We start from the raw sequence: 24,389 nt of genomic DNA on the forward strand, positions 1-24,389 counted from the left end.
AAGCTTCTCTCTTACTCCGTTCGACTTGCATGTGTTAGGCATGCCGCCAGCGTTCGTCCTGAGCCAGGATCAAACTCTCTAAAATATTGTATTAAAACGGCCAAAGCCGATCTAATCTAATTTTAGAGCATTTTATCTGCTCAATTAGTACGCTTTCGCGTTTCTCAGTTTTTATAGAGTTCTGAGAACTCTTATCCGGAAGTACTCACTTCTCGTTTCCAAGAAGTTTTCTCTCAAAAATTACGGGTTCCTTCTTGTCTTTCTCGTTGTTTAATTTTCAAGGTCCTGTCCGATTCTACCGGGCTTTTCGGCCTTTCGTTTCGTGCGCCGTTTCGTAAGGCGCTTGACTATAATACCAAACCATTCCACTATTGTCAATGCTTTTTTTGAAGTTTTTTCATCTTTTTTTAAAATTATCTGTTTTTCGACCTGTTTTTCCAGGTTTTAAGCCATTTTTCGACTTTTTCAAGTGAAAAAGAATTTTGCCTTCACCTGATGAAAGGCTTTTTTGATTCCGAATAAATCCGCTTTGTATGGGAATTCTTTTCTTAAGGACTGAAAGAATGGGTTGTGATAATAATGAAACATGCTCAAAAGAGAGAGTATAAAGAATTCGGAAAATACATCTGGCGCATTATGATGATTCTGCTTGTGAACCTGCTGATGATCTCCATTGTCAGCGGCGTAGGCGAACAGGCCGTCATACGCCTGCGCGGCGGCACGTCCGTAGAGACGCTTTCGAGAGTCGGTTCGCGCGGCGATGAGGTCAAGCAGATTCAGACCAAGCTGAAAAACTGGGGCTATTACAAAGGAAATGTGGATGGCATCTTCGGCGAACAGACGAAGCAGGCGGTCATCAGCTTTCAGAAAAAGAACAATCTGACGGCAGACGGCGTCGCAGGGCCGCAGACCCTCAAAGCGATGGGGATCTCTTCTTCCTCATCTTCCTCCGGGGGCTCCGGCGGCGGACAGGGACAATATAGCAGCGGCGACGTCGACCTTCTCGCGCGCGTCATCTCCGCGGAATCGCGAGGTGAGCCGTATGCGGGCCAGGTTGCCGTGGGCGCAGTTATCCTGAACCGCATTTCGCACCCTTCGTTCCCCAACACGCTTGCAGGCGTGATCTACCAGCCGGGAGCGTTCTCGTGCCTGAACGACGGCGGCATTAACGCGCCGGTAGCAGATTCTGCCTATAAGGCAGCGCGCGACGCAATCAACGGCTCCGATCCGTCCGGTGGAGCAATCTACTATTATAATCCCGAAAAATCAACAAGCAAGTGGATTTTCTCCCGCAAGGTCATTACAACAATCGGCAAGCATCGCTTTGCGATCTAAAATATTTGATTCCTCCGGAAAGGCCGGGGCTGTGGATTACAGCTCCGGTTTTTTGTTGTTATCTTTTTTATATGCTACAAAAACAATCATTCAAAATATAATTGACTTTCATTTTTATGTTATTTATAATAAATATATATTCATAAGTGTTTTGATTTGCAACTTTTTAAAAATTTAAAGAGCAGCCCTTTTAAACAATGCAGTTTTCATTTTGTATAATGGAAAGCATAAGAAAGATTGTAGCGATGCTATTTGTTATGATTATTTCTATGGGGATGTACTAAGCGTATTTCCGTTCTTCAAATTCAAAATCGACAGACATACGGAAGGGTGATTCATTTACTTTGAAAAAATCCACTTTTGGAATGATACTGTTTCTTGTTGGAATAATCGGATTTCTTGTGCTCAGTCTGTTTCTGGCCCAAAATCCATTTGATATCACTCAAATGGGAGAAACCACCCGGCAATACACCGGAACTTTGGGCGCTCTGTTAGGAAACCATTTGATTCTGCCTTATATCATTTTCTGCGGGATCGGTCTGATAGGCTTATGGATTTGCATTTATGAAATCTATTTCCGAGGATGTGCTAAAAAATATACCCTGGAAAAACATAAAGAGGAAAAGGCAGAATAAACAGTACTACACAAGCCGGTATCTATCGGAATCTTCTTTCAGGAATAAGTCACAAGCTGCTCCGACACATGAAAAAGTCCTCGCTCCTATTCTAAATTGAACATTGAAAAAAAAGGATAAGAACTTGACAACATATCTATATGAAAGAAATGCGGTTCCGCATTTCTTTGTTAGGAGGATCTCTCATTGAAAAAAAGTACATTTGGAATGATGCTGTTCGTCGTCGGAGCGATCGCTTATTTGTTTATCAGTTTAGTCAGTGTGGTAAACGCATTATTGGTGGAGCAATATTTTCTCCCTCTTTTCGTGTTCTCTGCTTTAGGAATTGCCGGCTTCGTTATCTGCCTGCGCGAAGCTTATTTTAAAAAATAGATTTAGAAGGGTCTTGCTCGTAACAGGGCAAAGGCCCTTATTACTGCTTAAAGTACTTATTGAAATTCACTGCTAACCGAAATGGAGCTACTCGTTTCTTGCAATCAAGAAATAGAAACAAATATAATAGCAGCAGCCTATCCACACTTTTTATAGATTGGCCGATACTTTCTACGAGGAAATGATAATGAGGACAAAGAGAAAGCTTTCTTTTATCATGGTGCTGACAGCCGTTACACTTATTTCCATTCTGTGCTATGCAGCTTTTATGAAACCCGACCGCAGGATTCAGCGATTTCAAGAGGAATTCGGGCTGACGCTCCCAGCGGAAACAAAGGTTATATTCGCGGAAAGGGATTACGGGGCAATGGGTGACGGCTTTTGTTTCTATATCTATCAGCTTCCGCCGCAAGAAATGAGCTTACTGTTACAGGAAAAATCACTCAGCCGCTGGCGTCCTCTTCCCCTTGATTCTTCCCTAACCGTCCTGATCAACGAGAGAGTTAACGCGTTCACCTCTTCTGACATGGTAAAGGAAATTGATTTTAACATACAGAACGGATATTATATCTTTAGAAACACCGGTAATCCGCAGGCATCGCTTTCCTCCGGCAATTCAATGGATACGCCGTATCCTAACGCAGTCTTTGGAATCATCGATTTGCAAAACGACACAATATACTATGGAACGTGGGATATGTAGCTCCAAAATCAAGGAGTGAAAAAGAAGGAGTGATTTTATTGAGGAAAAGAATGCTCATTTTATTCAGTTGTCTCACTCTTGTAATGCTGTTCAGTTCCTGCCAGTCAAAAGAAGAGGAACCCCCAGACCGCAGTCTTGCTCAACACGAATTGGCGGGGGTATTTATAGACAGTCTGCAAAGCAAATCCGGAAATTACACGGTTCCATATTTATACTATCCCGAAGATTCCAACGAACAGACGAAAGAATTGATTCAAGCTATCGCGAATTCCAACGTAAAGCTTGTAAGATGGGGAATTACCGATCCGAAAAAAGAACCCATCGAAGTCACGAAAAGAATGTATTACTACCCGTTAAAGGTTACCTATCAGCTCCCGGGTAAGGAAGAAGAGTCGACCATCCAGATCGGCATCTACGAAATTTTCCCTGACAAGGAAGACGACGAGAATTTCTCGAAATCGACTTTGGATACCGGCATTGGCCGCGTGATTCTGAATTGGGAAGGAATCCCCGACGACCTAAAGGAAGGGACGAGCCAACCCGAAGAAGATAACGGCCAGACCGTACTGGATTTGCTGAACGCAAGCTCCTGAATGGTTCCATTGAAAAAGGCCCGTCTCCCGCTTTACGGCTGCGCACATAGAAAAAGCCTTTGCTCACGTATGGAGCAAAGGCTTTTTTACTGCTGTATTGAAAGATTATTTCTGAAAATTCAGAAAAATAGTTTTGACTTCTTCCGCACGCTTCTCGTGAACATCTCCGGTCTGCGTGTCGGTATAGACCATCAGGTAGTCGCCGTTCAGAGTGGCGGGAACCTGCTTCTCCATAATGGTGAAAGTGCCCTTCTCCTTCACGTCGGCCAGAACTTTCTGGGCTGCTTCGTTCTGATCGGAAGGATCGTATCGATACAATTCCAGCGTAATATTCTCTTTGCCCTCGTAGCTGCCGCGGTACCTGACGCCTTCCTTGGCGCCAATCAAGCCGGCTTCCATAGCGATGGGGTCGCCTTCCGCCACTCCCTTAGCCGTCATATACTGCTGCAGGCCCTTCAGGGAGTTCTCATACTGTACCTCAGCCTGGCTCTGCGATGCCTGAGAAGACGACGCTGCTGCCTGCGATGCCGCCGCCTTGCTGGCCATATATTCCGCACTGCCAACATCGCCTGCGCCGCATCCCGCAAAAGAAACCGCCATAAGCCCGGCGGCTATCATTGCCATCCATTTTTTCATAGGGGATTAACCTCTCTTTTTGTCTATTAATATTATTATATCAGGTTTTCCCTGCGCAATACCGTTTTGTACTCAACGCGATCAGGAGCACCCGCTCTGTTTTGTTTCAGAGGTTATTATCACATGATAACCGGAACAAACTTCTTTTCATCTATAAAAAGCGGTTTTCCCGCTCCATACCATCATGTTTCAATACTCTCTTGGGCGTCGAAAGCTCTGCTTTCGCTTACGCCGTGTGGTTATTATAACATATAACCAGAGCAAATTACACTTGATCCATAAAAAGTTGTTTCTTGATTCATGCCATCATGTTTCAATGCTCTCTCAGGCATCGAAAGCTCTGCTTTCGCTTACGCCGTGTGGTTATTATAACATGATAACCAGGGCAAATTACGCTACATCCATAAAAAGTTGTTTCTTGATTCATGTCATCATGTTTCAATGCTCTGTCAGGCATCGAAAGCTCTGCTTTCGCTTATGCCGTGAGGTTATTATAACGTATCCATCGAAAAAAAGCAACCGGGCGGCCTCCCCTTTCTCTTACCAACTCGACAAAGCCGTAGCCATATATGTTCCTTTCATCCACTGAATTTGAAATCAAAAAATTCTGTAAAACAACTTGTCTGTTTGAAAAAATATGCAAATTTTCGCTATGGTATTCCGTTGAGAAAAATAAGAGATTTGCTCTGATTTTGGGTCCTGCAGAGTGATAAAACATCACACACAGCCAAAAGAACACATATACTAAAACGGAGGTAGTGCTCCCGAAATGAAGGAAAAGGACCGTGCCTTATGAACCATTGTCGAAATATCGGTTTCCTCAATTTGTTTTGTTATACAGAACAGCTGCCGCTTTGCAGAGCTTGTATCTTTCTTACGGACTCTGCCGGAAACTGTGTCAGCAGCGGAATAACAAACAGTTGGGGGATGGTTTGCCTCCCTTTTTACTATGACGGATTTTACCGGATTTGGGCAGCGGACAGCAGTCCCTTTCAGCCTGCAGCGCAGGGGTTGGGGGCTTGCCTGTATAGGAACTGTCCCAAATGCCTGGCTTTCCCATTCCGCACAACAGGGGAAGGTTCTCTGCTGATTACTCTGCGGGACGAAAACTACCCCGAATACACCTTATCAAAAGGAGTCTTTACTTTATGGCGGATATACTGATTGGCAGCGCCCTAACAAACGAAAACGGACTAGCCGCATTCACAGGTCTGCCGCCCGGAACCTATAAATACGTGCAGACCGGCGCTACGACGGGCTATACCCAGGATTCCACAGAATATACGATCACTATTTCCAGTGCAACTCCCTTAGAGGAGGACCGCACCAATTCACCGACAGAGACAGGCACCATCACGGTGACAAAGCACGTTGCAGGGTTCCCCGACTATGTGCTGCCGGGTGCGACCTTTAAGCTTACAGACAGCAACGGCAAACCCCTGGTTTCTGTTTCTTCTCCCACGGACAGCACCGGAACCCTTACGTTCCCGAACGTGATGTCCATTACCGGCACCCCGCAGACGTATCAGCTGACAGAGGTAGCCGCTCCCGACGGGTATGAGGCAAATACCACAGAATATGACGTTGAGGTTGATGTTGGTCAGACTGCGGGACAGAGCGTTCCCAATACACCGTCTGTTCAGGGTACACTGGATATTACCCTTACCGACACAAACTATGCGGAATATGGCCTGGAAGGCTCGAACTACAACCTGTATCTGGTTACTCCCTAATCACAGCAAAAAGGGCCGGCAAAATGCCGGCCCTTCCCTTTTATTTGGTTATGAGGAAGATGCCCAGCACACAGATACCCATACCCACCAGCTGGCGGGCGGAGAAGCTCTCTTTAAAAAAGACAAAGCCGATCACGAGCAGCACACACGCAAGCCCTACATTTGCAACCAACGAGCCCATGCCGACCTTCCACCCAGCGCGGTATACAAACAGATACCCCAGCTCCAGTGCGACAATCGAAAGCCCCAATGTAAAGCTTGTCCAGTTGACCTTATGAACCTCCTGCAGCAGATTTTTATTTCCTCCCACCAGGAAAAACGAAATCAAAGAGCAGACCGCAGCCGTCAGATAGGTAACGGTAAGGGAAGCCAGCGGCTCCACGGTAAGCGGGGTTGACTTTGCACATACATGGTACAGCGCATTCGCTCCAACCACCATTAAAATCGGCCAAATATAATTCCACATACATCCTCCTGAAAAAATCGCAAACAAGGAGCCTCCTCGTTTGCGATCTGGTATCCGCCAACAGACCTGTCGGCGCGTACATCGGCAATTCCCGGCAAGCCCGAAAATTTACACTTTCTGCGGTACTTTCTCCCGGGAAGGAGAGAACCATTTCAAAATTTCTTCCCGCTGCACCGCGAAAATAACCAGAAGCAGCATGAGTGTCATGCCGCCGCAAAACACATATCCAAAGCCCCCTCCGGCGCTTTCCATCACCGAGCCGGCAAGAAAGTTCCCGATCGGAGTGGAACCGAGGTTCAGAAAAGAATACACACTCATCACGCGGCCGCGAAACTCGTTTGAGGAATTCGTCTGGAAAAGAGAATTGGAGGTATTGACGAAGAGAAGATTAAAAAATCCCACCAGTCCGATCAACAGGGCGCACACGGCAAACTGCCGGGTAACGAGGGTCAGCACCTGCAGCAGCGCAGAAGCGATCCCGCTGATCGGAAGAAGAACTCGTTTCACTCCGTTTTTGCTCAGATATGCCATCATCACCGCAGCCACAAAGGCACCGAGCCCCGCCATAGAGAGCAAAAGAGAATAGCCGTCCGATCCCTGCCGCAGTACAGAGCCCGCAAAAACCGGGATGATGACGTCGTTGTTCATGGCAAAGGTGCACACGGCCGCGGTGGCAAACACGTTAATCACCAGCACCCGGCTCTGCCGGATATACTTCAGCCCCTCCACGACCTGCTGAATCAGGTTTTCTCCCTTCCCCCTCGCGGAAATCCCCTTGGCGCTGATCAAAAAAATCCCGATCATCACCGGAATATAGCTGACCGCGTTGAGGAAAAAGCAGAATGTCATCCCGAACTTTACCATCACGATGCCGGAAAATGCTGGCCCGACGATCTTGGCGAGATTGACAATGGTGGAATTGAGCGATATGGCGTTTGTCAAATCTTTCGGCCCCACAAGATCAATGAAAAAGGACTGACGTGTGGGCATATCGATCGTCTGTGTCAGGCCAAACAGAAAGCTGAGCACCACGATATGCCAGTATTGAATCTGCTCGGTATACGTCAGAACCGTCATCAGAACCGCCTGCAGCATGAACAGAGCCTGTGTGCCAATCAAAAGCTTTTTCTTTGGAAGCCGGTCGACAATGACGCCCGCGAAAAGAGAGAACAGCAAAAGTGGAGTGAATTGGGCCACTCCGATCAGGCCGACCATCAGCGGAGATTTCGTAACGGTATAAACCAGCCACATCTGTGCCGTTCGCTGCATCCAGGTTCCGACAAGAGAAATACACTGTCCAAAATAGAACAGCTTGAAATCCCGATATTGGAGCGCCCGGAATGTTGTTTTAAAAAATACGGAAGCTTTGTTATTCGATATTGTCAAGACCCCCCGTTCGGAACAGCCGGATCTTTCCGACCCCGCCGATGCTGCATTTCACGTTTCGCTTTCTCTTGCCGCATCAACGGGAAAACACAAGGCGTGACTGCAATTTCACTAAAAGTTTCTTCCTAAGCCAATCGTACAAAACACCTGTAAAACGAAAGAACCACGCAATGTGAGCTTTAAAGGGTAAAAACTGCCTCGGCCATGTGGTTCAAATGGGATTCGTTCCATTTCTGTCCGCAGCACGCGGCAGACAACCAAACAGAGGCAAAATTACCGTTACATTTGCCGCCCGATTCTATGTTCAATCTTTTTTCTGAAAGCTAAATCGCAAACAAGGAAGATCCTTGTTTGCGATAGGGATTCAAACGCTTTTCATTTGTGTTGCTTCTGTTGGATCCATCTGTCCCCCGGCAAAAGGCCGAGCAAAAGAAAGCCCCTTACCCGAAGCTCATTTCTTATTCCCGCCCGTGTCTGGTAAGCGCCCATGCTACCAAAGCGATAATTACGATTACGACTGCAATAGCAGCAATGGCTAAAATACCGAGCATACTCATACCTGAAGGTTCCTGAGACACGATAATAGAAGTTGGGCCGTCTGCACTTCCGATTACTCCCATTTTCTGTCGTATCCTTTCTTTTATTCTTATTCAGATAATACCATTTCCAGCCATCTTTGTAAAGGGTTCTCCTCAGAACACGGTGCGGTGATCGGGCACTTTTCTCTCTGTCAAACGCTTATGTATTCTCATCCGGGCGTGAAAGAACTGTTCCCGAACTGTTTGTTCCGATGCTTACCAAAGAAGGAATTTCAGGATTGCAAAATCGATGGCGGCAAAGATCAGGGCAAACAGCGTCATATAAATGCACCCTTTCCCAAAACCGACCAGGTGGAACCGATAATCCTTATACCCCTTGCAGCCCTCCGTACCGGGTAAGATAAAGCTCTTTGGGGTAATTGTGCAGAACAACAGCCAATCCATCACCAGAAGGTCCACCACATTCCAGGCCATGCAGATGATCCACAGGTGCAAAAGCACTGTACCGAACGATACCGGAGCGGCGGCGTAGTGAACCAGCCCCGCTGCGAGCAGCGTACCGATCAAAATGATATAGCAGCATACGGTAAACAGGATTCCGTTCCGGCGCTGTGCGGGCGAAGGCTCCGGTAGGCGGGCCGCCGCGCGGGCATCCGGCGGATAATCGTGCACCAAAAGCCAAGGATACCGGTAGAACAGGCACATCAGCATAATGATCCACAAAGCGGACCAGACCAGGCCCTCCAAAACAGCAGACAGTACAGGCGACATCGTTTCATTCCTCCTTTAGCAACTTGGCAAATTCAAGCGGGCTTTGCATTAAGAAACCACAGTGTCCATAGCCCGGTTTTACCACCAGGGAAATATCCGGCCGATTCTCCAGATTCTCTTTCTGGTACTGGTAATTGGGGTCCTCCCCGCCGTAAACCAGAATGATTTTTGTGCCACAGCCCGGAATATGCTGCGGCAGCTGAGGGCCAAAGCACGTTTCACAGGAACGGCCGATCGTATCCCGAGTGAGGTTCCGGCCGGAGCGCCGCATTCCCCGTAGTGCGCATCAAACACACTGGGCGTCTCCGGAGCAGCCCGCACCGCCTGAACCAACTGCCAGAAGCTTTCTGTATTTTCCGCGGCCTGCACGGCGCCCCAGCCAAAAGGCGGACTGTCCAGCACCAGGCGGTGAATCGGAATCTGGCGGCGCTGCCACAGCCTCCAGGCCAGCATCGCGCCCAAAGAGCTGCCTGCAGCGGCTGCGAGTTCCCCAATCTGTTTCCCCTTCAAATAGGCTTCGATCCGCTCCAGTTCCTCATCGGCCCCGGGGTACTCCGCTTTTTCGTCAGGGTCATACCCGTCCAGTGTGGGGATCACCAGAAAATAATCCTGTACCAGCGCCGGAATCAGGGCCTCAAACAGTGTACCGGTGGTAAACATGGTGTGCAGCAGCAATATGCAGGGCTTTTCTTTTGAGCCGTAGGTATCCATTCGCATAACTGGCCTTCTTCCTTTGTTAGTTTTATATAACACATATGCAAAAGAAAGGGCCGTTCAGCCCTCCTCCGTAAAGATACAGGAAAACAGCAGCTCATACATTGATTGCAGCGTGCGTTCCAGCGCGTCGGCGTGCAGCTGGGCCTGATTGATCTGGGCCAGCGCCATGATCTTCAGCAGATTGGCCACCAAATGTTCATCCAGATCGACGCGGACACCCTCCATCCTCCTGAACAGCCGCATCATCACCTGCGACTCATGCTGTGCATCGAAAAAGCATTCCGGCGGCAGGGCGGCGCGCAGCTTTTCCTCGTCCTCGGCGGTCAAATACTGGTAGATGCTTCGTTCACTGAAAATGATCTTTTTCAAGAACTCCTTTGCCTGCGGGATCGGCAGCTTTTCCCGCCCGTCCAGAAGCTGCTGAAAATAATCCATGAGCTGAGTACGCAGATACCCCATCATTTCATAGACAAAGCGTTCTTTACTCGGGAAAAAATTATAGAAGGTACTTTTGCCAAGACCTACGGCAGCCGTTACCTTTTCTACCGACGTATGGGTCATGCCGTACTGCCGGATCAGATCGTAGCCTGCTTCCAGCATCTGCCCCCGAACCTCTTCCCGTTCCTCCCAGTCAAATTTTTTCGGCGCCATGGAGTCCTCCCTTTACGACTGTTCTTTCAAAATAAAGCGACTATTATTTTTATTTTGGTCGTAAAAAGAGAGTACCACTATTTCTCCGCCTTGTCAAGACAAAGCAAAAAGGCTCTTCGCAGCGCGAAGAGCCAAACAGATGATATGTTGAAAAAGTTCACAGGATGTGAAACTACTGACGGTAAACATTTCCCGCAATCTTTTCCAGCGCCGCGATATTTGCCAGCCGGTAACCGGCTTTTGTCTTTTGCAGCAGGCCTTTGTCGCAGAGACTGCGGAAGGTGCGCAGCAGATGCCGCAGGCTGCAGCCAAGGGATTCGGCCAGCAGCGTGTAATTGGCCGAGAACACACCGTTCTTCTGCATGACAAGCACATACCCCACCAGCCGCTGCTCCAGCGGATACAGCAGGTTGATGGCAATATTCGAGTTGTTGCGATCCGTTTTGGCGCAGGTTTGGCGGCACACAAACTGCAAAAAGGAGTTGTCGGCGAGCAGCCGCTCCCGCTGATCTTGAACAAAGGCTGCGAGACAGTATGTTTCCGTGAGCGCCTGCACATTCGTTTTGGCGATGGGATCACCGAACAGCTCAAACTCCCCAATCACCTGAATGTCGTCGTAAAGGCATAACAGTACTGTGCGGCCGTTCTCGAGTGTTTTAAATACCTTGCAGCTGCCGGTGAGCAGAATCAGAAAGCAGCCGGCTTGTTTCCCCTCCGTGTACAAAAACTCCCCCGTGTCAAACCGGCATAAACGAAAACACCGGAACGCCGCGTCAGACAATTCCGACTGAACGCTGCGCACCTGCTCCATCAATTCCGGCTTTTGCCCAAGCTCCAGATACTTCATCGGATTTCTCTCCTTCTATGACATCTGTCATAACTGCCTGTGCAGATTCTGTGCAATAATAATACCATAAATCAAAGCGCGGAGGGGCTTTTCGATGAACTTTTTCCTTTTGCTTGTGAGCGGTATCTGTTTGGGGCTGATGGTCAGCCTGAACGGAAGACTCGCTGCCGATTTTAACCTGTTTGAGGTCAGCTTTCTGGTTCACCTGATCGGGGCGGTGATGCTGCTGGCCGCCGCAAAGCTGATCCAAAAAGAAAAAATACAGCTTTTGGGCGCCCCGCGCTACGTGTATTTCGTGGGATTTATGGGCGTTGCGATTATCGTGATGACCAGCCTGAGCACCACATACATCGGCGCAGCCCTGACCATGGTGCTTTCCATCACCGCACAGCTGGTGGGTTCCGCTGTTGTAGACCATTTTGGATGGTTCCGTGTTCCAGTCAACAAATTCAGCTGGCGGCGGGTTCCGGCCTTTGCGGTCATTTTGACCGGTCTGCTCCTGATGATTTTCTCATAAGAGAAGGAGGAAATGTATGCTGTTCTTTGTCCTGCTCGCCGCGGTCAACGGTTTTGTCACGATTATCAATAAGATGATCAATCTGGAAGCCAAAAAATCGCTTGGCACAATAAACGGAACTCTGATCAATTACTTAGAGGCGACCGTGATTTCTCTTGTGATTGTCCTTCTGCTCGGTGACAGCCGCCTTGCCGATCTTTCTCACTGGTCCGCGGTTCCGCTGGTAAACCTGCTGGGCGGCGTTTTCGGCCTTGTGGCGATGGTTCTGACAGTCATCGCGATGGAACGGGTACGCATTTCGTACTCAACCATTATTTTGCTGGCGGGTCAGCTGGGCACCGGCTTTATTCTGGACGCTATTGCTGCAGGAAAAGTAGTCCCGCTCAAACTGCTTGGCCTTCTCATTGTGATCGCAGGTATTTTCCTCGATCAGATGGCTACGGGCCGGAGTACGGAGACACACCTGAAGGAGCAGGAGTAAAAAGGAAATGCCCGGCCGCTCAGCGGTACTTCCATCATGAATCAAGAAGCCGCATCATTTTGATGCGGCTTCTTTTCTTTGTCTCCAGCTTTGCAATTCAACAATATTGCCTTCCGGGTCTTTGGCATAAACAAATACCGCTTCCAGGTCGTTCGGGTATTCTGCGGTGATCAATTCCCCAACACGGCTTCCGCCTTTGCTGATCACTTTCATTAAGGTTTCTTCCACATCGTCCACTTCAAAAGCGAGGTGGGCAAGACCGGGGCGGTTTATCTCTGCGGGTATGGCTTCTTCCAGCGTGTCATAAGAAAAGATTTCAAGCGTCGGATGATCCTCTCCGTAACCGGGCAGAAGCAAATGTTCCCCGGTGATATGGGCCTGATGTAAACCGGTAAGCCGATCTACCCATTCCCCACGAAGATCGCGTGTTTCATTGATGCTTTTGCAATGAAACACCTCCTTATAAAAGGAAATCAGCTTATTTGCATCCTTAGCGATGATATTGGTATGAACATAGCGAAACATTTGAATCCCGCTCCCTTTCTAAAATAGTGAACCCGTCGATGATCACAAAGTCTTTTTCTGCTGCGCTGTTGGGGTGATCCGAATCAATCGCGTTCCTGTATTGTGACGTGGACGCTGTCACCCGATTGCTTCCCGATTTTCGTGCGAATATCCTTGCGCAGACCGATGATGTAGCAGACCGAGCCGTCGGCATTCTCTATGCCCATATTGACAACGCTTCCATCATACGGTATGCCGTCAAAAGTCGCATGAACCTTGGCACGCCCTTTCCCGAACTCCGTTTTCACGTTATATGGGAATTTGACATACGCGCCGTCTATATCAGGGACTTTATGAATGATTGCATCAAATTCATAGGTTTTGGAGTTCATTTCCGCTTTTCCCCCGCCTGTTTGATCCTCCAACGCGTGATGTCGGCAATGAGCTGATAGTCAATCGGCTTATTCAACGGAAACTGTATCGTTCCTTTGGACGTTTTGTATCCAGCCAGCCTTTCTGAAAACACTTCTGTGGCCTCGCCGCCTGGAAAAATACTAATGTGCTTTTGGAACGCAGCAAAATGAATGAGATTTTCGCCCTGCCAAAAGGTGGGCATCCGCCACGAGATTTTCTCTGTGGCCTGCGGCGCGGCGGAACGGATTGTTTTACGCACCTGCTGCAGAAGCGGCTGAACATCCTCAGACTGCACGGCGATATATTCGTCGATTGTAGTAATCTGCTCACAATAGTGATCTTGATTTGTATGATTGAACGTACGTCCGCACTTCGGACATTCCCACATATGCTTTCACCGCTTTCCGAATTCCATTTTTAGAAACGTCTTTCTTTCCCGCCTGATCAGGTAAAAACAAAGAAATTGATTCCCTGATTGTCAGCTTTCTTTTATTATATCCATATGGCAAAAGAATTTCAATGAATGAACACAAGGGAGCTTACCAATGTTATTTCACCATTATTGGCCTTGCGGCACAACCCGTCGCTCCACACCCGCTAAAAATATGCCCCAGACATATTTTCTTAACGCTCCAACTTTTTTTATTTTGAGTCCCGTAAAAGAAAAAAACAAAGCCCATCCGCAAGGGGCGTACTTTGTTTTTTTGAAGTAACCGCAGGAAAAGATTTTCCAAACATCCAATATATTGCGAAGGGATCGATCAACAAATTGAAATTCATCCATTCAGGTTGTAATCATTTTGGCCGTGATACGATGATGCGCTCCGGGTACTCAAAAGGCTTGTTCTTGAAGACTCTTTCTAAGTCAAAGCAGGTTAATTCGTTCAGAAGAATAGGATAGGTTTTCATTTTCGGCAATTGTTCATCAAACCCACTGCCTAACCATATTTGGCTGAGTTCAATTTCATCAGCCTCCATCAAATGCCGATGGATATACTGAATCAGATTTTCCGCCCTGTTTCTTGTATACTCCCATTCTAGATACGCAAAATATTTCTTTTCGGTATAAATATCATCGTAAATATTCTTTCGCTGAAAGGTATGAATCGACAGTTCGCCAAAATTTTTCTCATCATCCACGAATAATATTACATCCGGTTTTTCTCTGTCGAGGTCTGGCTCCAGCAAAAAATCAGGAACCTTTACTCCAAGCTCTAATGCCTGATGTATGGACAGCTGCCGCACATGCGGATTTTCTATCTCTTCCAGGGGATGATTACTTGCAAGATATGTGAATACACTCAACTTATGGTCCACCTCCGGTTATATAAATCATCGTCTCGATCAATAGCCAATTTATCTCTGCTAATATGCTAATGCTACCCTCATACTATCATACATCTACATATAAAAAAAGAGATAGCTTTCTTAAATAGAAAGCTATCTCTTTTTGGTGGACGCAGAGGGACTCGAACCCACGACCTCTCGCGTGTGAGGCGAACGCTCTAACCAGCTGAGCTATGCGTCCTAATAACGATTCCCCCGAAGAGATCCGGGGGAATGCTGCTTGTGTGGTGACCCGGACGGGATTCGAACCCGTGAACCCGCCGTGAAAGGGCGGTGTCTTAACCACTTGACGACCGGGCCGCTGGTAGCGGCAAATGGACTTGAACCATCGACACTTCGGGTATGAACCGAATGCTCTAGCCAACTGAGCTATGCCGCCATATGAACAACGCACAAGCGGAGCGTTATTAATTATATTATATACTTGTCCTTGTTGTCAATACAAAAAACGAAAATATATTTTTATATCAGAAAGAATCACTCTATCCAGCCAGATTTTCAAGGCTGACGCCGCGCGGATGAGAAATTATTTTTAATCCTCCTTTCATTTTTCACTCTTTCTGCCGAAGTATCAAGTAAGAAGCAGTCGCAGAAAGAATGTGGAAGGAGGATCGCACATGCGGATAGACAGCGGAATCTGGTCCCTCTCTTCGGCCGGCCAGCGAACAGAGCAGGGAAAGGATGCAGAAGAAGCGAAATCAGCCCCGAACTCAGAAAAGGCTCCACAAACGGAAACCACACCGCAAAAGGAAATTTCGGCAACTGAGCCACCGGAAAAGCAGATTACACCACAATGCGCATCCTTCATCCCCAAACGCAGGCTGTCGCTTCAGGAGGAGATGGAGCAGCAGGTACAGTTGAGAAATCGCGCTCTGGAGCAGATGCGGCAGCAAATGGCCGATATGGCTGAAAAAGCGGAGGAAGAACGCGAAAGAGAGCGCATCGAAAAGCTCTGTTTCGAGATTTCGGAGCGCGTGTTCGCGGGCGACAAGGTTCCGGCCTCTGACCTGTCTTTTTTGCGCAAGCACGATTCCGGCCTGTACGCCCGGGCCATTCTGCTGCGTGTGAAAAAGCGCAAGCCATATGAACACCGGCGACTCACGCGCGGCAGCGACTTGTACGATAAGCCGGGAACGCTCGTCATTAAGGGCGGGCGCAACGACAAATATCTGATCTCGGGGCTGGCGTGGAAAGAACTTTCGAGCCACTCTTTCGGCCCGGCCTTTGATGAGACCTCAAGCGCGATAGCTTACGGCGGCTCAAGCTCTGAGACAGCCAGCGGCTCTTCTCCCGACACTGCTCCCGGCACACTGCTGGATACAAAAGGATAGATTCTCCGCGTAGCCGGAGCAGGGCATTCGCCTTGCTCCGGCTCTTTTTCGTCTCGGTGCACTTCCTGCGCGCCGGTTTTCTGATCAGGCGATCATTCCACCCGGCCCTGATATTCAAAGCTGATGCCGCGCGGATTCACGCCGCGCATCAGAATCTGGCCATCACGCTCCTCGCGCTGAATCTGCAGCACCTCGCCCTCGCGGCTTTCCATCACATAATGAATCTGAAACTCGCGCAGCGCGCGTCCATGCATGCCGCCCGGCACGTAATCACAGAAAATATCGCTGTAAACCGAATTATTCACGTGTCCGTTGTAATCCAGATCGGAATATCTCACTTCGCGCTCACCGACAATGGGCATTTCTTTGGGTAAATTCATACGATCCAGCTTCTGCCCGCTGTTCTCCCCTGCGCCCACTCCGTAATCCAAAAAAACCTTCGGACGCAGCAGCTTATGTTCCTGCGTACTGACAACAACGGAAGCCTGCAGAACCTCTGCCAGATGCTCATCGCCGCAGTAGAAATCAAAGCTGCGGTAGAACTGCACGCCGACCACTCCGCGCGCCCGCGTAACTATAGTGATGGGGTCGTGCTGGCGCGGCCAGCGATGTACCACTCCGCCTGCGCGGGTAAACACAAAAATAATCCCGTCGCCCTGCATCTTTTCGTGCGTCAGCCCGTAGCAGGCCAGGTGCAGCTCGCAAGCCTCCTGACAATAGCGCAGCATTGCAGACGGACGCAGGGTATTATTTGCATCCATATCGTATGTCGTCAGCTTTACCTGCTGTGTGTATTCGCTCAATTTCGGATTCAGACCCATCTCTACGCTCCTTTGAAAGAACCGCCCCGGGAACACTCCCGGGGCGGATTGAAAGTTACTGTTCCGCCCGTTTCTGTTTCAAACGGGGATCGGTTCGTTTTACCGGCTGAGTAAGCCGCAACAGCTTATTCAGGGCATTTGATGACATCAACACCCATGAACGGACGCAGAACCTCCGGAATGGTGATACTGCCGTCCTCATTCTGGTAATTTTCCAGAATCGCTGCAACGGTGCGGCCGACCGCTACACCGGAGCCGTTCAGGGTATGCACCAGCTGCGCCTTGTCGCGCTGGGTCGCCTTAAAGCGGATCTGTGCGCGGCGTGCCTGGAAATCCTCGAAGTTCGAGCAAGAGGAAATTTCAACATAGCGATTGTAAGAAGGCATCCAGACCTCAATGTCGTAGGTTTTGGCGGAGGAGAAGCCCAAATCGCCGGTGGAGAGGCAAACCACGCGGTACGGCAGGCCCAGAAGCTGCAGAACGCGCTCGGCGTCATTCGTGAGGGATTCCAGCTCCTGATAGGAATTTGCGGGATCTGCAAACTTGACCAGCTCCACCTTGTTGAACTGATGCTGACGGATCAGGCCGCGGGTATCGCGCCCGGCGGAACCGGCCTCCGCTCGGAAGCAGGCGGAGTATGCACAGTACTTGATCGGCAGGCTGGCGCCTTCCAGAATCTCGCTGCGGTGCATGTTCGTTACCGGCACTTCCGCGGTGGGGATCAGAAAGTAATCCTCGGCGGTATCTTTATTGATCACCCTATATGCGTCCATCTCGAACTTCGGCAACTGTCCGGTGCCGGTCATAGACGCGCGGTTGACCATGAAGGGCGGGAACACTTCGGTGTACCCGTTTTCGATATGTGTATTCAAGAAGAAGTTGATGATGGCGCGCTCCAGACGGGCACCGAGTCCTTTATAAAAATGGAAGCGCGCGCCCGTGACTTTTGCTGCCGTTTCGGGGTCGAGGATCCCGAGCTCTTTGCCCAAATCCCAGTGCGCTTTTGGTTCAAAATCAAACTGAGTGGGCTCGTGCCAACGGCGCAGCTCCTTGTTCTCTGTATCGTCCTTACCCAAAGGCACGTCCGCCGCCGGAATATTCGGCAGGGTCAGGAGCAGACCGCGCTGCTTTTCTTCCAGCTCGCTGAGCTGCGCATCCTTCTCCTTAATTTGGTCGGAAAGCTTCTTGAGCTGAGCCATCAGCTCGGTGGTATCTTTCCCCTCTTTTCTCAGAATCGGAATCTGCTTGGTATCCGCATTCTGCTGGGCCTTTAGAGCTTCCGTTTCACCGGTGACGCGGCGGCGGTCCACATCGATCTGCAAAATGGATTCGATCACCTGATCTGCATCCATATTTCTGCTTTTCATCGCCGCTTTGACTCGATCCGCATTTTCCCGGATTACTTTAATATCCAACATGTGAGTTCTTCTCCTTTATTTTTGGTGCGGGGACTCTGTACAGGTTCAGTCTGTGTGAAAGCGCAGACTGTTGACCAGATTTGCCAAATCCTCTTCGCCATAAAATTCAATTTGCAGTATTCCTTTGTTTTTGCCGCCTTCCACCTTCACCTTGCGGCCCAGATGGGTATTGAGCGCAAGCTCTACCTCTTCAAAATAACGGGGCTTCTTTTTTCTGGGCGAAGCCGGTTCCGTTTCCGTTTCATGCGACAGGAATTTCTTTACCATTTTTTCCAATTCTCTGACAGAAATACCATGCTTTACCGTCAGCTGCGCCATTTCGAGCATGTCCTGCGCCGATTCGATCGGCAGCAGCGTCCTTGCATGCCCGGCGGAGAGCTTCCCCTCTGCAACCAGCTCACGAACGGCCTGCGGCAGGTTTAAAAGACGCAAAGCGTTTGCCACGGCGGGCCGTGATTTGCCGACAATCTTCGCGATTTCCTCCTGCGTCAGCTCGTAGGATTCCATCAGGGTCTGATATCCCTGCGCCTCTTCGAGCGCGGTCAGATCCTCACGCTGTAAATTTTCGATCAGCGCGAGCTGCATCACCTGCTGGTCGGACATTTCGCGCACTACGGCGGGTACTTCGGTCAGCCCGGCCATCCGCGCCGCGCGCCAGCGGCGTTCGCCCGCCACAATCTGGTAGCCCCCGCTGACGAGCGGCCTGACCAGAAGCGGCTGTAAAATTCCGTGCTGAGAAATAGAATCCGCCAGTTCGGCCAAAGCGCCCTCGTCAAACTGCTTTCTGGGCTGAGCGCGATTCGGCTCGATCTCGCGCAGAGGCAGCGTGATGGAGGAATTCTGATTCTCCGTATCGTTTTCCGCAAAGATGGCGTCCAGGCCCTTTCCAAGACCGCCTCTTTTTTTCATTCCGTACGCCCCTCTCCTTGATTATTCTGAATGATTTCCATAGCCAGCGCTTCATAGGCAGCAGAGCCTTTTGATGCGCGGTCGAAATACAGCACCGGCTTGCCAAAGCTTGGCGCTTCGGACAACCGCACCGTGCGCGGCACAACGGTGGCGAACACCTTGCGGGGGAAATACCGCTTCACCTCATCCACAACCTGTTGGGTCAGATTCAGGCGCCCATCGTACATAGTGAGCAGTACACCCTCTATATCGAGCTGCTCGTTGTACTGCCGCTTGACGCGCCGCACCGAATTCATCAGCTGCGAAAGGCCCTCGAGCGCATAATATTCACACTGAACCGGTACCAGCAGCGTATCTGCAAGGCAAAGCGCGTTCGTCGTGATGATTCCCAGCGAAGGCGGACAATCCATAATAATGTAATCATACTCTGCACGCAGCGGCAAAATCGCGCGCCGCAGGATGGATTCCCGGTTCTTCAGGTTTACAAGCTCCAGCTCGGCCGCGGCCAAGTCCATGCTGGAGGGAATCAAATCCAGATTTTGAAAGCCTGTATGGATCAAAACCTCGCTTGGCTTTGCCTCATCCAGCAGGATTTCGTAGACAGTATTTTTCAGCTTTCGGCGGTCTACCCCTACGCCGCTGGAGGAATTCCCCTGCGGATCGATATCGACCAGGAGTGTCTTCTTCCCCAAACTGCCAAGAGAAGCCGCCAAATTGACTGCGGTGGTTGTCTTCCCCACACCGCCCTTTTGGTTTGCAATCGCAATGATTTTGCCCATACCCTTCGTTCCCCGCTTCTCTTACATGATTTATGAGATCAACATGAAAATCGGCGTTCAAAACCATTGATATGGCCTTTCCCTATAAAACCGATGATCTATGTTCTCTCAGCCGCCAAAGCTGCACTGTAAAATATTATAGCACTCTTCTTTTATTAGATAAAGCCTTTTTAGGTAAAAAGTGCTTGTTTCACGTGGAACAACAGCTTGTTTAACTAATATCTGAATGTTTTGGAGTTTTCTCACCGATTTTCCACTCAATTGTGGAAAGCCTGTGAATGTTGAAAGATATTTGCGTATGCCATTTTCAACTGCAAAGGTGGAAAATTTCATCTCCTCCTTCGCAGAAAAGTTTTCAACAGAAGACTTTGATCGGGTTCTCTGCAATCTTATATCCTTTTAACTATGTAAAAAAGACCGAATCCCTTTATTCACTCTCTCTATATAGTTCTCGTTGACATAGAGCATATGCTCATCAGTCCAAAATCCAGTCTTTCCTCCGCCCTACGAAGATCCTTATCCACGAGAAAATAGTTTGTTTTCTCTGGGGGGTTCCCTCGATGTGCGCACAGGCGCGCAGCTTGCCCGCCGATGCAGACCGTGCTCCTCGTGTCGGGGCGGGCACTTGCTTTCGTAAAAGAGCGACGTTAGGCAAACAGCTTTCGAGGGCAGAGCCTTGCACATGCGAGACGAATCGAGTACGAAGCGAAAACCTTTCTCCCCGCTGTCCCGCGATGTATAGGCAGACTCAGTCTGCCCCAACCTGGAAAACAAGATACTCCCCCAGTTGAAATTTCCTCTATGGTGAAACCACAGAAAGACGATTATAAAATGAAAGCGCCTAAAATCTTTCGTAGACACAGTAAAAGGACGGAGCAAATGCTCCGTCCTTTTACTGTGGAAAATAAATAAGGGAATGGGGAAATTCCTTGTAAGCTGAATTGATTCAGGCTGGCCTGCGCTTATTCGCGACTGCCTGTTCCTTTGGGATGCGCACCACATACTCAATAAATTCTTCTGTTTCGCGGTTCTGTTCTACCGCGTCGATCCCAGATTGACGCATGGTATCTACCGCGTGCCGGATCGTATTCAAAAATAGCCGTACATCCTTAATTACAAACGTGCGTTTATTTTTTACGACCTGTGGCTGCGTGGCCCGTTCTATTTCTTCATTCACGAGCTCCTCTGTCTGACGAACATTCAGATTCTCATTGATTATTTTGTTTAATAGCCGAGTGCGAATTTCTTCGCTTTCGATTCTCAGCAGCGCACGCGCGTGGCGCTCGGTCAAACCCGCGTGAGAGATCATGGTGCGCTCAGTTTCTGAAAGACGGAGCAGCCGAAGCTTGTTCGCAATTGCGGATTGGCTCTTCCCCAGCCGGGAAGCCGCTTCCTCCTGCGTGACGCCCCACTCTTCGATCAACCGGCGTATTCCTTCGGCCTCTTCAAAGATTTGCAGATCCTGCCGTTGAAGATTCTCTAGGATCGCGTAAATCGCAGACTGCTGTTCATCGCAGTCTACCAAGATGCACGGCGCGGTTTTCATCCCGGCCATAAAACAGGCGCGCAGCCGGCGTTCCCCGGCGATCAGCTCATACCCGCCCGCTACCCTGCGTACCGTCAGCGGCTGCAGCAGACCGTTGGCCCGGATGCTGTCGGAAAGCTCCTGCAGCTCTCGCGGCGCGAAGATGCGGCGCGGCTGTGACGGATTGGGCCGGATTTGATTGAGCGGGATATCATTCACCCGCTTCTTTTCCTGAAAGAATAACAAAGCGCCGCCCCCCTGCTTGTCTGTTTTTTTCAGAATAGCACAGGAGACGGCGAATGTTCTGTTGAATTATGACTTGTACAAATAATTTTTTGCTTAGATTTATGGCTGTTAAAGGGGAGATTTCGCAATTTTTGAGCCGTGGCGCGGATATTTGTCGGACATGGCCGCTGTTTTGCGACAGATGATCACATTCCGTTCGCTGCCGTCCGGTAGAGTAAAGGACTGCGTGCTTTCTGTGCGCGCACCCAAAATTGAAATCGCTTTCTTTGCAGCAACCGACTCTTCTGCCGCACCCGGACCCTTCATTGCCGCAAAGGCACCGCCGCGGCGCACAAACGGCAGACAGTATTCACACAGAATCGGCAGCGGCGCAACGGCGCGCGCACACGCTAAATCAAACTGTTCGCGCAGCTTCGGCTGACGGCCACCCTCTTCTGCTCTCGCATGGATCAGCTCAGCGGAAAGCCCCAGTGCATCACACACAGCCTGTAAGAAATTCAGTCGCTTCTGCAGGCTGTCGAGCAGGGTCAGACGGATATCCGTCCGGTACAATAATAAAGGGATTCCCGGAAAACCGGCGCCGGTTCCAACGTCGATCACTTTTGCATTCTCAGGAATCTCAACGGCCTTTAGGAGCAGCAGGCTGTCTAGAAAATGTTTTTCCACTACCTGCTGCGGTTCCGTGATGGCAGTCAGATTCATTTTTTCATTCCATTCCAGCAGCAGTTCCATATAGGTTTGAAAGGCCGCCGCCTGCTGTGCGCTAATAGAAAGGCCATACCGTGCAGAAAGCTCGATCAGCTGCTGTTCCATATTCATCACAGAGCAGCTTCCTCCTTCCCTTCCTGCCGGGCCAGCCAAATCAGAAGCACCGAAATATCTGCCGGACTCACCCCAGAAATACGGGAAGCCTGCCCGATACTCGCCGGGCGAATCTTCTGCAGTTTTTCCTGTGCTTCGAGCCGAAGGCCAGTGATCCCGGTATAGTCAAGGCCCTTCGGGAGCAGGCGCTGCTCCAGGCGGCGCATCTCTGCAATATCCGCTTTTTGGCGGCGAATATATCCTTCATACATGATTTCGATTTCTACATTTTCCAGCACGGCAGCCGGAAGCTGGGGTCGTCCAGAATCTACCGGGGCCAGTACCTCATAATTCAGTTCCGGGCGGCGCAGCAGGTCGATCAGGTGTACGCCGGTAGAAACCGGTGATGTTCCACGTGAAACAAGAATCTGATTCAGCTCCTCTGTGGGAGAAAGCACCGTCTGTTCGGCGCGTTTCCGCTCCTGCTCCTTTAGTGTCTGCTTTTCCTGAAAGCGCGCAAAGCGCTCATCGCTGATCAAACCGAGTTCATGTCCCAGCGGAGTCATACGCTCGTCCGCGTTGTCCTGCCGCAGTACCAGGCGATATTCCGAACGCGAGGTCATCATACGGTAAGGGTCGCTGACGCCCTTGGTGACAAGGTCATCTACCAACGTGCCGATGTACGAGCCCGCACGGTCGAGAATGATCTGTTCTTTTTCCTGTGCACGCCGCGCGGCGTTGATTCCCGCCAAAAGCCCCTGTGCGGCAGCCTCTTCATAGCCGGAGCTGCCGTTGAACTGGCCTGCGCCATACAGGCCGGGTAAATCCTGAAATTCGAGTGTGGGATCAAGCTGCAAAGGGTCGACGCAATCATACTCAATGGCATAGGCGCAGCGCATGATTTCCACGTGCTCCAGACCCGCAATCGTGCGGTAAAAAGCAAGCTGTACTTCCTCCGGAAGAGAGGATGACATCCCCTGCAAATACAGCTCCTCCGTATCCATACCGCAGGGCTCAATGAACAGCTGGTGACGCTTCTTATCGGTAAAACGCATGATTTTATCTTCAAAACTGGGGCAGTAGCGCGGCCCCACGCCCTCGATTTTCCCCGCATACAGCGGCGAGCGGTGAATATTCTTCAGAATAATTTCTTTGGTGGCGTCGTTTGTCCAGGCAATATGACACACCGCCCGATTCTTTGGGAGTTCGGCGGTATCGTAAGAGAACGGAACCACCGGTTCGTCCCCCTCCTGCACCTCCAGGCCGGAAAGATCGATACTCGAGCGCAGCACACGCGCAGGCGTTCCCGTTTTAAAGCGGCGCAGGCTCACCCCCAGCTTTCGCAGCGGATCCGATAAAAACGATGCCGGAAACAGGCCGTCCGGCCCGCTCTCATAGGCAACATCGCCCACGTAGATTTTACCGCTGAGATAGGTTCCCGTGGCAAGCACAACGCATTTTGCGGTATAGCCCGCACCCATGCGCGTCACTGCCTGCCAGGAACCGTCTTCATTGCGGAACAAGTCCACAATCTCACCCTGCTTAAGCTGCAGGTTCGGCTGAAGCTCAAGCTTGTGTTTCATGATCTTCGAATATTCGCGCCGGTCGATCTGCGCACGCAGGGAATGCACCGCCGGACCCTTGCCCAGATTCAGCATTCGGCTTTGGATTGTGCAGGCGTCCGCCGTCCTGCCCATTTCACCGCCAAGCGCGTCGATCTCACGCACAAGATGGCCCTTTGCCGTTCCCCCAATGGAGGGATTGCAAGGGCAGTTGCCTACCGCGTCGAGATTGATGGTAAAGACCACCGTACGGCAGCCCAGCCGCGCGGAGGCCAAGGCCGCTTCAATTCCGGCGTGGCCCGCGCCGATCACAATTACATCATATTGATCTGCCTGATACATTGTTATTT

29 protein-coding genes, 3 tRNA genes and 1 rRNA gene are annotated in these 24,389 nt (G+C 50.0%); 9 read left to right on the plus strand and 24 right to left on the minus strand.

Going from position 1 to position 24,389, the window contains the following annotated elements; translation table 11 throughout:
* A 16S ribosomal RNA gene (locus HMPREF1141_RS12280) occupies positions 1-85 on the minus strand; the annotation flags it as partial.
* 494 nt (positions 86-579) lie between these two features.
* On the opposite strand from HMPREF1141_RS12280, the gene sleB reads away from it, so the two are divergent.
* The 5 genes from sleB to HMPREF1141_RS12305 all read left to right on the plus strand — a co-directional run bounded on the left by sleB (position 580) and on the right by HMPREF1141_RS12305 (position 3,638).
* On the plus strand, positions 580-1,335 hold the full coding sequence (gene sleB / locus HMPREF1141_RS12285) for a spore cortex-lytic enzyme (RefSeq protein ID WP_009064918.1): 756 nt from the start codon (positions 580-582) through the stop codon (positions 1,333-1,335).
* Positions 1,336-1,679: 344 nt separating this feature from the next.
* Complete coding sequence (locus tag HMPREF1141_RS12290; RefSeq protein WP_009064860.1) at positions 1,680-1,970, plus strand: hypothetical protein; 291 nt, start codon at positions 1,680-1,682, stop codon at positions 1,968-1,970.
* Between the two features lie 186 nt (positions 1,971-2,156).
* Complete coding sequence (locus HMPREF1141_RS12295) at positions 2,157-2,342, plus strand: hypothetical protein (protein ID WP_009064877.1); 186 nt, start codon at positions 2,157-2,159, stop codon at positions 2,340-2,342.
* Between the two features lie 187 nt (positions 2,343-2,529).
* On the plus strand, positions 2,530-3,045 hold the full coding sequence (locus tag HMPREF1141_RS12300) for a hypothetical protein (RefSeq protein WP_009064853.1): 516 nt from the start codon (positions 2,530-2,532) through the stop codon (positions 3,043-3,045).
* Positions 3,046-3,083: 38 nt separating this feature from the next.
* Positions 3,084-3,638 (plus strand): hypothetical protein, encoded by a 555-nt coding sequence (locus tag HMPREF1141_RS12305; RefSeq protein WP_009064887.1) that lies wholly within the window; start codon positions 3,084-3,086, stop codon positions 3,636-3,638.
* A gap of 105 nt (positions 3,639-3,743) precedes the next feature.
* Here the strand turns inward: HMPREF1141_RS12305 and HMPREF1141_RS12310 are convergent, their stop codons facing one another.
* Positions 3,744-4,274 carry a hypothetical protein gene (locus HMPREF1141_RS12310; protein ID WP_009064871.1) on the minus strand — a complete coding sequence of 177 codons (531 nt, stop codon included), beginning with the start codon at positions 4,272-4,274 and terminating at the stop codon, positions 3,744-3,746.
* A 1,148-nt stretch (positions 4,275-5,422) separates the two neighbouring features.
* Here HMPREF1141_RS12310 and HMPREF1141_RS12315 point away from each other — a divergent pair.
* Positions 5,423-6,007 carry a SpaA isopeptide-forming pilin-related protein gene (locus HMPREF1141_RS12315; protein WP_009064914.1) on the plus strand — a complete coding sequence of 195 codons (585 nt, stop codon included), beginning with the start codon at positions 5,423-5,425 and terminating at the stop codon, positions 6,005-6,007.
* 40 nt (positions 6,008-6,047) lie between these two features.
* Here HMPREF1141_RS12315 and HMPREF1141_RS12320 read toward each other — a convergent pair whose 3' ends face one another.
* The 6 genes from HMPREF1141_RS12320 to HMPREF1141_RS12345 form a co-directional block, all read right to left on the minus strand.
* Positions 6,048-6,473, minus strand: a complete 426-nt coding sequence (locus HMPREF1141_RS12320; protein WP_009064891.1) for an EamA family transporter — start codon at positions 6,471-6,473, stop codon at positions 6,048-6,050.
* A gap of 108 nt (positions 6,474-6,581) precedes the next feature.
* Entirely contained in the window at positions 6,582-7,859 is a 1,278-nt protein-coding gene (locus HMPREF1141_RS12325; protein WP_242824608.1) for an MFS transporter, read from the minus strand.
* A gap of 794 nt (positions 7,860-8,653) precedes the next feature.
* Positions 8,654-9,169, minus strand: coding sequence for a hypothetical protein (locus HMPREF1141_RS12330; protein ID WP_009064935.1), 516 nt, complete (start codon positions 9,167-9,169; stop codon positions 8,654-8,656).
* A gap of 78 nt (positions 9,170-9,247) precedes the next feature.
* Positions 9,248-9,886, minus strand: coding sequence for an alpha/beta fold hydrolase (locus HMPREF1141_RS12335; RefSeq protein ID WP_009064939.1), 639 nt, complete (start codon positions 9,884-9,886; stop codon positions 9,248-9,250).
* A gap of 57 nt (positions 9,887-9,943) precedes the next feature.
* Positions 9,944-10,537 carry a TetR/AcrR family transcriptional regulator gene (locus HMPREF1141_RS12340; protein WP_009064950.1) on the minus strand — a complete coding sequence of 198 codons (594 nt, stop codon included), beginning with the start codon at positions 10,535-10,537 and terminating at the stop codon, positions 9,944-9,946.
* A 172-nt stretch (positions 10,538-10,709) separates the two neighbouring features.
* A complete protein-coding gene (locus tag HMPREF1141_RS12345) occupies positions 10,710-11,384 on the minus strand; it encodes a cyclic nucleotide-binding domain-containing protein (protein WP_009064897.1) in 675 nt (224 codons plus the stop codon).
* A gap of 94 nt (positions 11,385-11,478) precedes the next feature.
* Between HMPREF1141_RS12345 and HMPREF1141_RS12350 the strand changes: the two genes are divergently transcribed.
* Positions 11,479-11,901, plus strand: coding sequence for a DMT family transporter (locus HMPREF1141_RS12350; RefSeq protein WP_009064881.1), 423 nt, complete (start codon positions 11,479-11,481; stop codon positions 11,899-11,901).
* Positions 11,902-11,917: 16 nt separating this feature from the next.
* Complete coding sequence (locus HMPREF1141_RS12355; protein ID WP_009064924.1) at positions 11,918-12,382, plus strand: DMT family transporter; 465 nt, start codon at positions 11,918-11,920, stop codon at positions 12,380-12,382.
* A gap of 54 nt (positions 12,383-12,436) precedes the next feature.
* Here the strand turns inward: HMPREF1141_RS12355 and HMPREF1141_RS12360 are convergent, their stop codons facing one another.
* The 8 genes from HMPREF1141_RS12360 to HMPREF1141_RS12390 all read right to left on the minus strand — a co-directional run bounded on the left by HMPREF1141_RS12360 (position 12,437) and on the right by HMPREF1141_RS12390 (position 15,026).
* Positions 12,437-12,907: a VOC family protein gene (locus tag HMPREF1141_RS12360; RefSeq protein ID WP_009064882.1), complete on the minus strand. Its 471-nt coding sequence runs from the start codon at positions 12,905-12,907 to the stop codon at positions 12,437-12,439.
* Positions 12,908-12,990: 83 nt separating this feature from the next.
* Positions 12,991-13,278, minus strand: coding sequence for a DUF1905 domain-containing protein (locus HMPREF1141_RS12365; protein WP_009064855.1), 288 nt, complete (start codon positions 13,276-13,278; stop codon positions 12,991-12,993).
* Positions 13,275-13,688: a DUF1801 domain-containing protein gene (locus HMPREF1141_RS12370; protein WP_035317089.1), complete on the minus strand. Its 414-nt coding sequence runs from the start codon at positions 13,686-13,688 to the stop codon at positions 13,275-13,277. Before HMPREF1141_RS12370 ends, HMPREF1141_RS12365 begins: the two co-directional genes overlap by 4 nt.
* A 171-nt stretch (positions 13,689-13,859) precedes the next feature.
* Positions 13,860-14,084: a hypothetical protein gene (locus HMPREF1141_RS17385; protein ID WP_155863628.1), complete on the minus strand. Its 225-nt coding sequence runs from the start codon at positions 14,082-14,084 to the stop codon at positions 13,860-13,862.
* 11 nt (positions 14,085-14,095) lie between these two features.
* Positions 14,096-14,605, minus strand: coding sequence for a hypothetical protein (locus tag HMPREF1141_RS12375; RefSeq protein ID WP_009064902.1), 510 nt, complete (start codon positions 14,603-14,605; stop codon positions 14,096-14,098).
* 146 nt (positions 14,606-14,751) lie between these two features.
* Positions 14,752-14,828, minus strand: a tRNA-Val gene (locus HMPREF1141_RS12380).
* A gap of 44 nt (positions 14,829-14,872) precedes the next feature.
* A tRNA-Glu gene (locus tag HMPREF1141_RS12385) sits at positions 14,873-14,947 on the minus strand.
* Between the two features lie 2 nt (positions 14,948-14,949).
* Positions 14,950-15,026: transfer RNA gene (locus tag HMPREF1141_RS12390), tRNA-Met, on the minus strand.
* A 238-nt stretch (positions 15,027-15,264) separates the two neighbouring features.
* On the opposite strand from HMPREF1141_RS12390, the gene HMPREF1141_RS16915 reads away from it, so the two are divergent.
* Positions 15,265-15,978, plus strand: coding sequence for a hypothetical protein (locus tag HMPREF1141_RS16915; protein WP_009064928.1), 714 nt, complete (start codon positions 15,265-15,267; stop codon positions 15,976-15,978).
* A 92-nt stretch (positions 15,979-16,070) separates the two neighbouring features.
* Here the strand turns inward: HMPREF1141_RS16915 and HMPREF1141_RS12400 are convergent, their stop codons facing one another.
* From HMPREF1141_RS12400 to mnmG, 8 genes are all read right to left on the minus strand, one after another.
* Complete coding sequence (locus HMPREF1141_RS12400; protein WP_009064910.1) at positions 16,071-16,799, minus strand: acyl-ACP thioesterase domain-containing protein; 729 nt, start codon at positions 16,797-16,799, stop codon at positions 16,071-16,073.
* 125 nt (positions 16,800-16,924) lie between these two features.
* Entirely contained in the window at positions 16,925-18,217 is a 1,293-nt protein-coding gene (serS, locus tag HMPREF1141_RS12405) for a serine--tRNA ligase (RefSeq protein WP_009064960.1), read from the minus strand.
* Positions 18,218-18,262: 45 nt separating this feature from the next.
* A complete protein-coding gene (locus HMPREF1141_RS12410; RefSeq protein ID WP_009064916.1) occupies positions 18,263-19,126 on the minus strand; it encodes a ParB/RepB/Spo0J family partition protein in 864 nt (287 codons plus the stop codon).
* The gene (locus HMPREF1141_RS12415; protein ID WP_009064920.1) at positions 19,123-19,905 is read right to left on the minus strand and encodes an AAA family ATPase; all 783 of its coding nucleotides are present in this window, start codon (positions 19,903-19,905) and stop codon (positions 19,123-19,125) included. The genes HMPREF1141_RS12410 and HMPREF1141_RS12415 overlap by 4 nt, the downstream gene beginning before the upstream one ends.
* Before the next feature lie 108 nt (positions 19,906-20,013).
* Positions 20,014-20,238: a hypothetical protein gene (locus HMPREF1141_RS17390; RefSeq protein ID WP_009064895.1), complete on the minus strand. Its 225-nt coding sequence runs from the start codon at positions 20,236-20,238 to the stop codon at positions 20,014-20,016.
* A 613-nt stretch (positions 20,239-20,851) separates the two neighbouring features.
* A complete protein-coding gene (locus HMPREF1141_RS12420; RefSeq protein ID WP_009064905.1) occupies positions 20,852-21,676 on the minus strand; it encodes a ParB/RepB/Spo0J family partition protein in 825 nt (274 codons plus the stop codon).
* 108 nt (positions 21,677-21,784) lie between these two features.
* Complete coding sequence (gene rsmG, locus HMPREF1141_RS12425) at positions 21,785-22,495, minus strand: 16S rRNA (guanine(527)-N(7))-methyltransferase RsmG (protein ID WP_035317091.1); 711 nt, start codon at positions 22,493-22,495, stop codon at positions 21,785-21,787.
* The gene (gene mnmG, locus HMPREF1141_RS12430; protein ID WP_009064900.1) at positions 22,495-24,381 is read right to left on the minus strand and encodes a tRNA uridine-5-carboxymethylaminomethyl(34) synthesis enzyme MnmG; all 1,887 of its coding nucleotides are present in this window, start codon (positions 24,379-24,381) and stop codon (positions 22,495-22,497) included. The genes rsmG and mnmG overlap by 1 nt, the downstream gene beginning before the upstream one ends.
* Positions 24,382-24,389: the final 8 nt, after the last annotated feature.

It is taken from the genome of Clostridium sp. MSTE9, assembly GCF_000277625.1.
In the GTDB taxonomy this organism is placed as follows: Bacteria; Bacillota; Clostridia; order Oscillospirales; family Acutalibacteraceae; genus Faecalispora; species Faecalispora jeddahensis.

Bases quoted from the DNA above. Each gene is read 5' to 3' on its own strand.
- HMPREF1141_RS12370 (WP_035317089.1), bottom strand. From the start codon at position 13,688: ATGTGGGAATGTCCGAAGTGCGGACGTACGTTCAATCATACAAATCAA.
- serS (WP_009064960.1), bottom strand. From the start codon at position 18,217: ATGTTGGATATTAAAGTAATCCGGGAAAATGCGGATCGAGTCAAAGCG.
- HMPREF1141_RS12345 (WP_009064897.1), bottom strand. From the start codon at position 11,384: ATGAAGTATCTGGAGCTTGGGCAAAAGCCGGAATTGATGGAGCAGGTG.
- sleB (WP_009064918.1), top strand. From the start codon at position 580: ATGAAACATGCTCAAAAGAGAGAGTATAAAGAATTCGGAAAATACATC.
- HMPREF1141_RS12335 (WP_009064939.1), bottom strand. From the start codon at position 9,886: ATGCGAATGGATACCTACGGCTCAAAAGAAAAGCCCTGCATATTGCTG.
- HMPREF1141_RS12410 (WP_009064916.1), bottom strand. From the start codon at position 19,126: ATGAAAAAAAGAGGCGGTCTTGGAAAGGGCCTGGACGCCATCTTTGCG.
- HMPREF1141_RS17390 (WP_009064895.1), bottom strand. From the start codon at position 20,238: ATGAAATTTTCCACCTTTGCAGTTGAAAATGGCATACGCAAATATCTT.
- HMPREF1141_RS12330 (WP_009064935.1), bottom strand. From the start codon at position 9,169: ATGTCGCCTGTACTGTCTGCTGTTTTGGAGGGCCTGGTCTGGTCCGCT.
- HMPREF1141_RS12355 (WP_009064924.1), top strand. From the start codon at position 11,918: ATGCTGTTCTTTGTCCTGCTCGCCGCGGTCAACGGTTTTGTCACGATT.
- HMPREF1141_RS12350 (WP_009064881.1), top strand. From the start codon at position 11,479: ATGAACTTTTTCCTTTTGCTTGTGAGCGGTATCTGTTTGGGGCTGATG.
- HMPREF1141_RS12400 (WP_009064910.1), bottom strand. From the start codon at position 16,799: ATGGGTCTGAATCCGAAATTGAGCGAATACACACAGCAGGTAAAGCTG.
- mnmG (WP_009064900.1), bottom strand. From the start codon at position 24,381: ATGTATCAGGCAGATCAATATGATGTAATTGTGATCGGCGCGGGCCAC.
- HMPREF1141_RS12310 (WP_009064871.1), bottom strand. From the start codon at position 4,274: ATGAAAAAATGGATGGCAATGATAGCCGCCGGGCTTATGGCGGTTTCT.
- HMPREF1141_RS12365 (WP_009064855.1), bottom strand. From the start codon at position 13,278: ATGAACTCCAAAACCTATGAATTTGATGCAATCATTCATAAAGTCCCT.
- HMPREF1141_RS16915 (WP_009064928.1), top strand. From the start codon at position 15,265: ATGCGGATAGACAGCGGAATCTGGTCCCTCTCTTCGGCCGGCCAGCGA.
- HMPREF1141_RS12300 (WP_009064853.1), top strand. From the start codon at position 2,530: ATGAGGACAAAGAGAAAGCTTTCTTTTATCATGGTGCTGACAGCCGTT.
- HMPREF1141_RS12340 (WP_009064950.1), bottom strand. From the start codon at position 10,537: ATGGCGCCGAAAAAATTTGACTGGGAGGAACGGGAAGAGGTTCGGGGG.
- HMPREF1141_RS12315 (WP_009064914.1), top strand. From the start codon at position 5,423: ATGGCGGATATACTGATTGGCAGCGCCCTAACAAACGAAAACGGACTA.
- HMPREF1141_RS12415 (WP_009064920.1), bottom strand. From the start codon at position 19,905: ATGGGCAAAATCATTGCGATTGCAAACCAAAAGGGCGGTGTGGGGAAG.
- HMPREF1141_RS12320 (WP_009064891.1), bottom strand. From the start codon at position 6,473: ATGTGGAATTATATTTGGCCGATTTTAATGGTGGTTGGAGCGAATGCG.
- HMPREF1141_RS12360 (WP_009064882.1), bottom strand. From the start codon at position 12,907: ATGTTTCGCTATGTTCATACCAATATCATCGCTAAGGATGCAAATAAG.
- rsmG (WP_035317091.1), bottom strand. From the start codon at position 22,495: ATGAATATGGAACAGCAGCTGATCGAGCTTTCTGCACGGTATGGCCTT.
- HMPREF1141_RS17385 (WP_155863628.1), bottom strand. From the start codon at position 14,084: ATGGATGAATTTCAATTTGTTGATCGATCCCTTCGCAATATATTGGAT.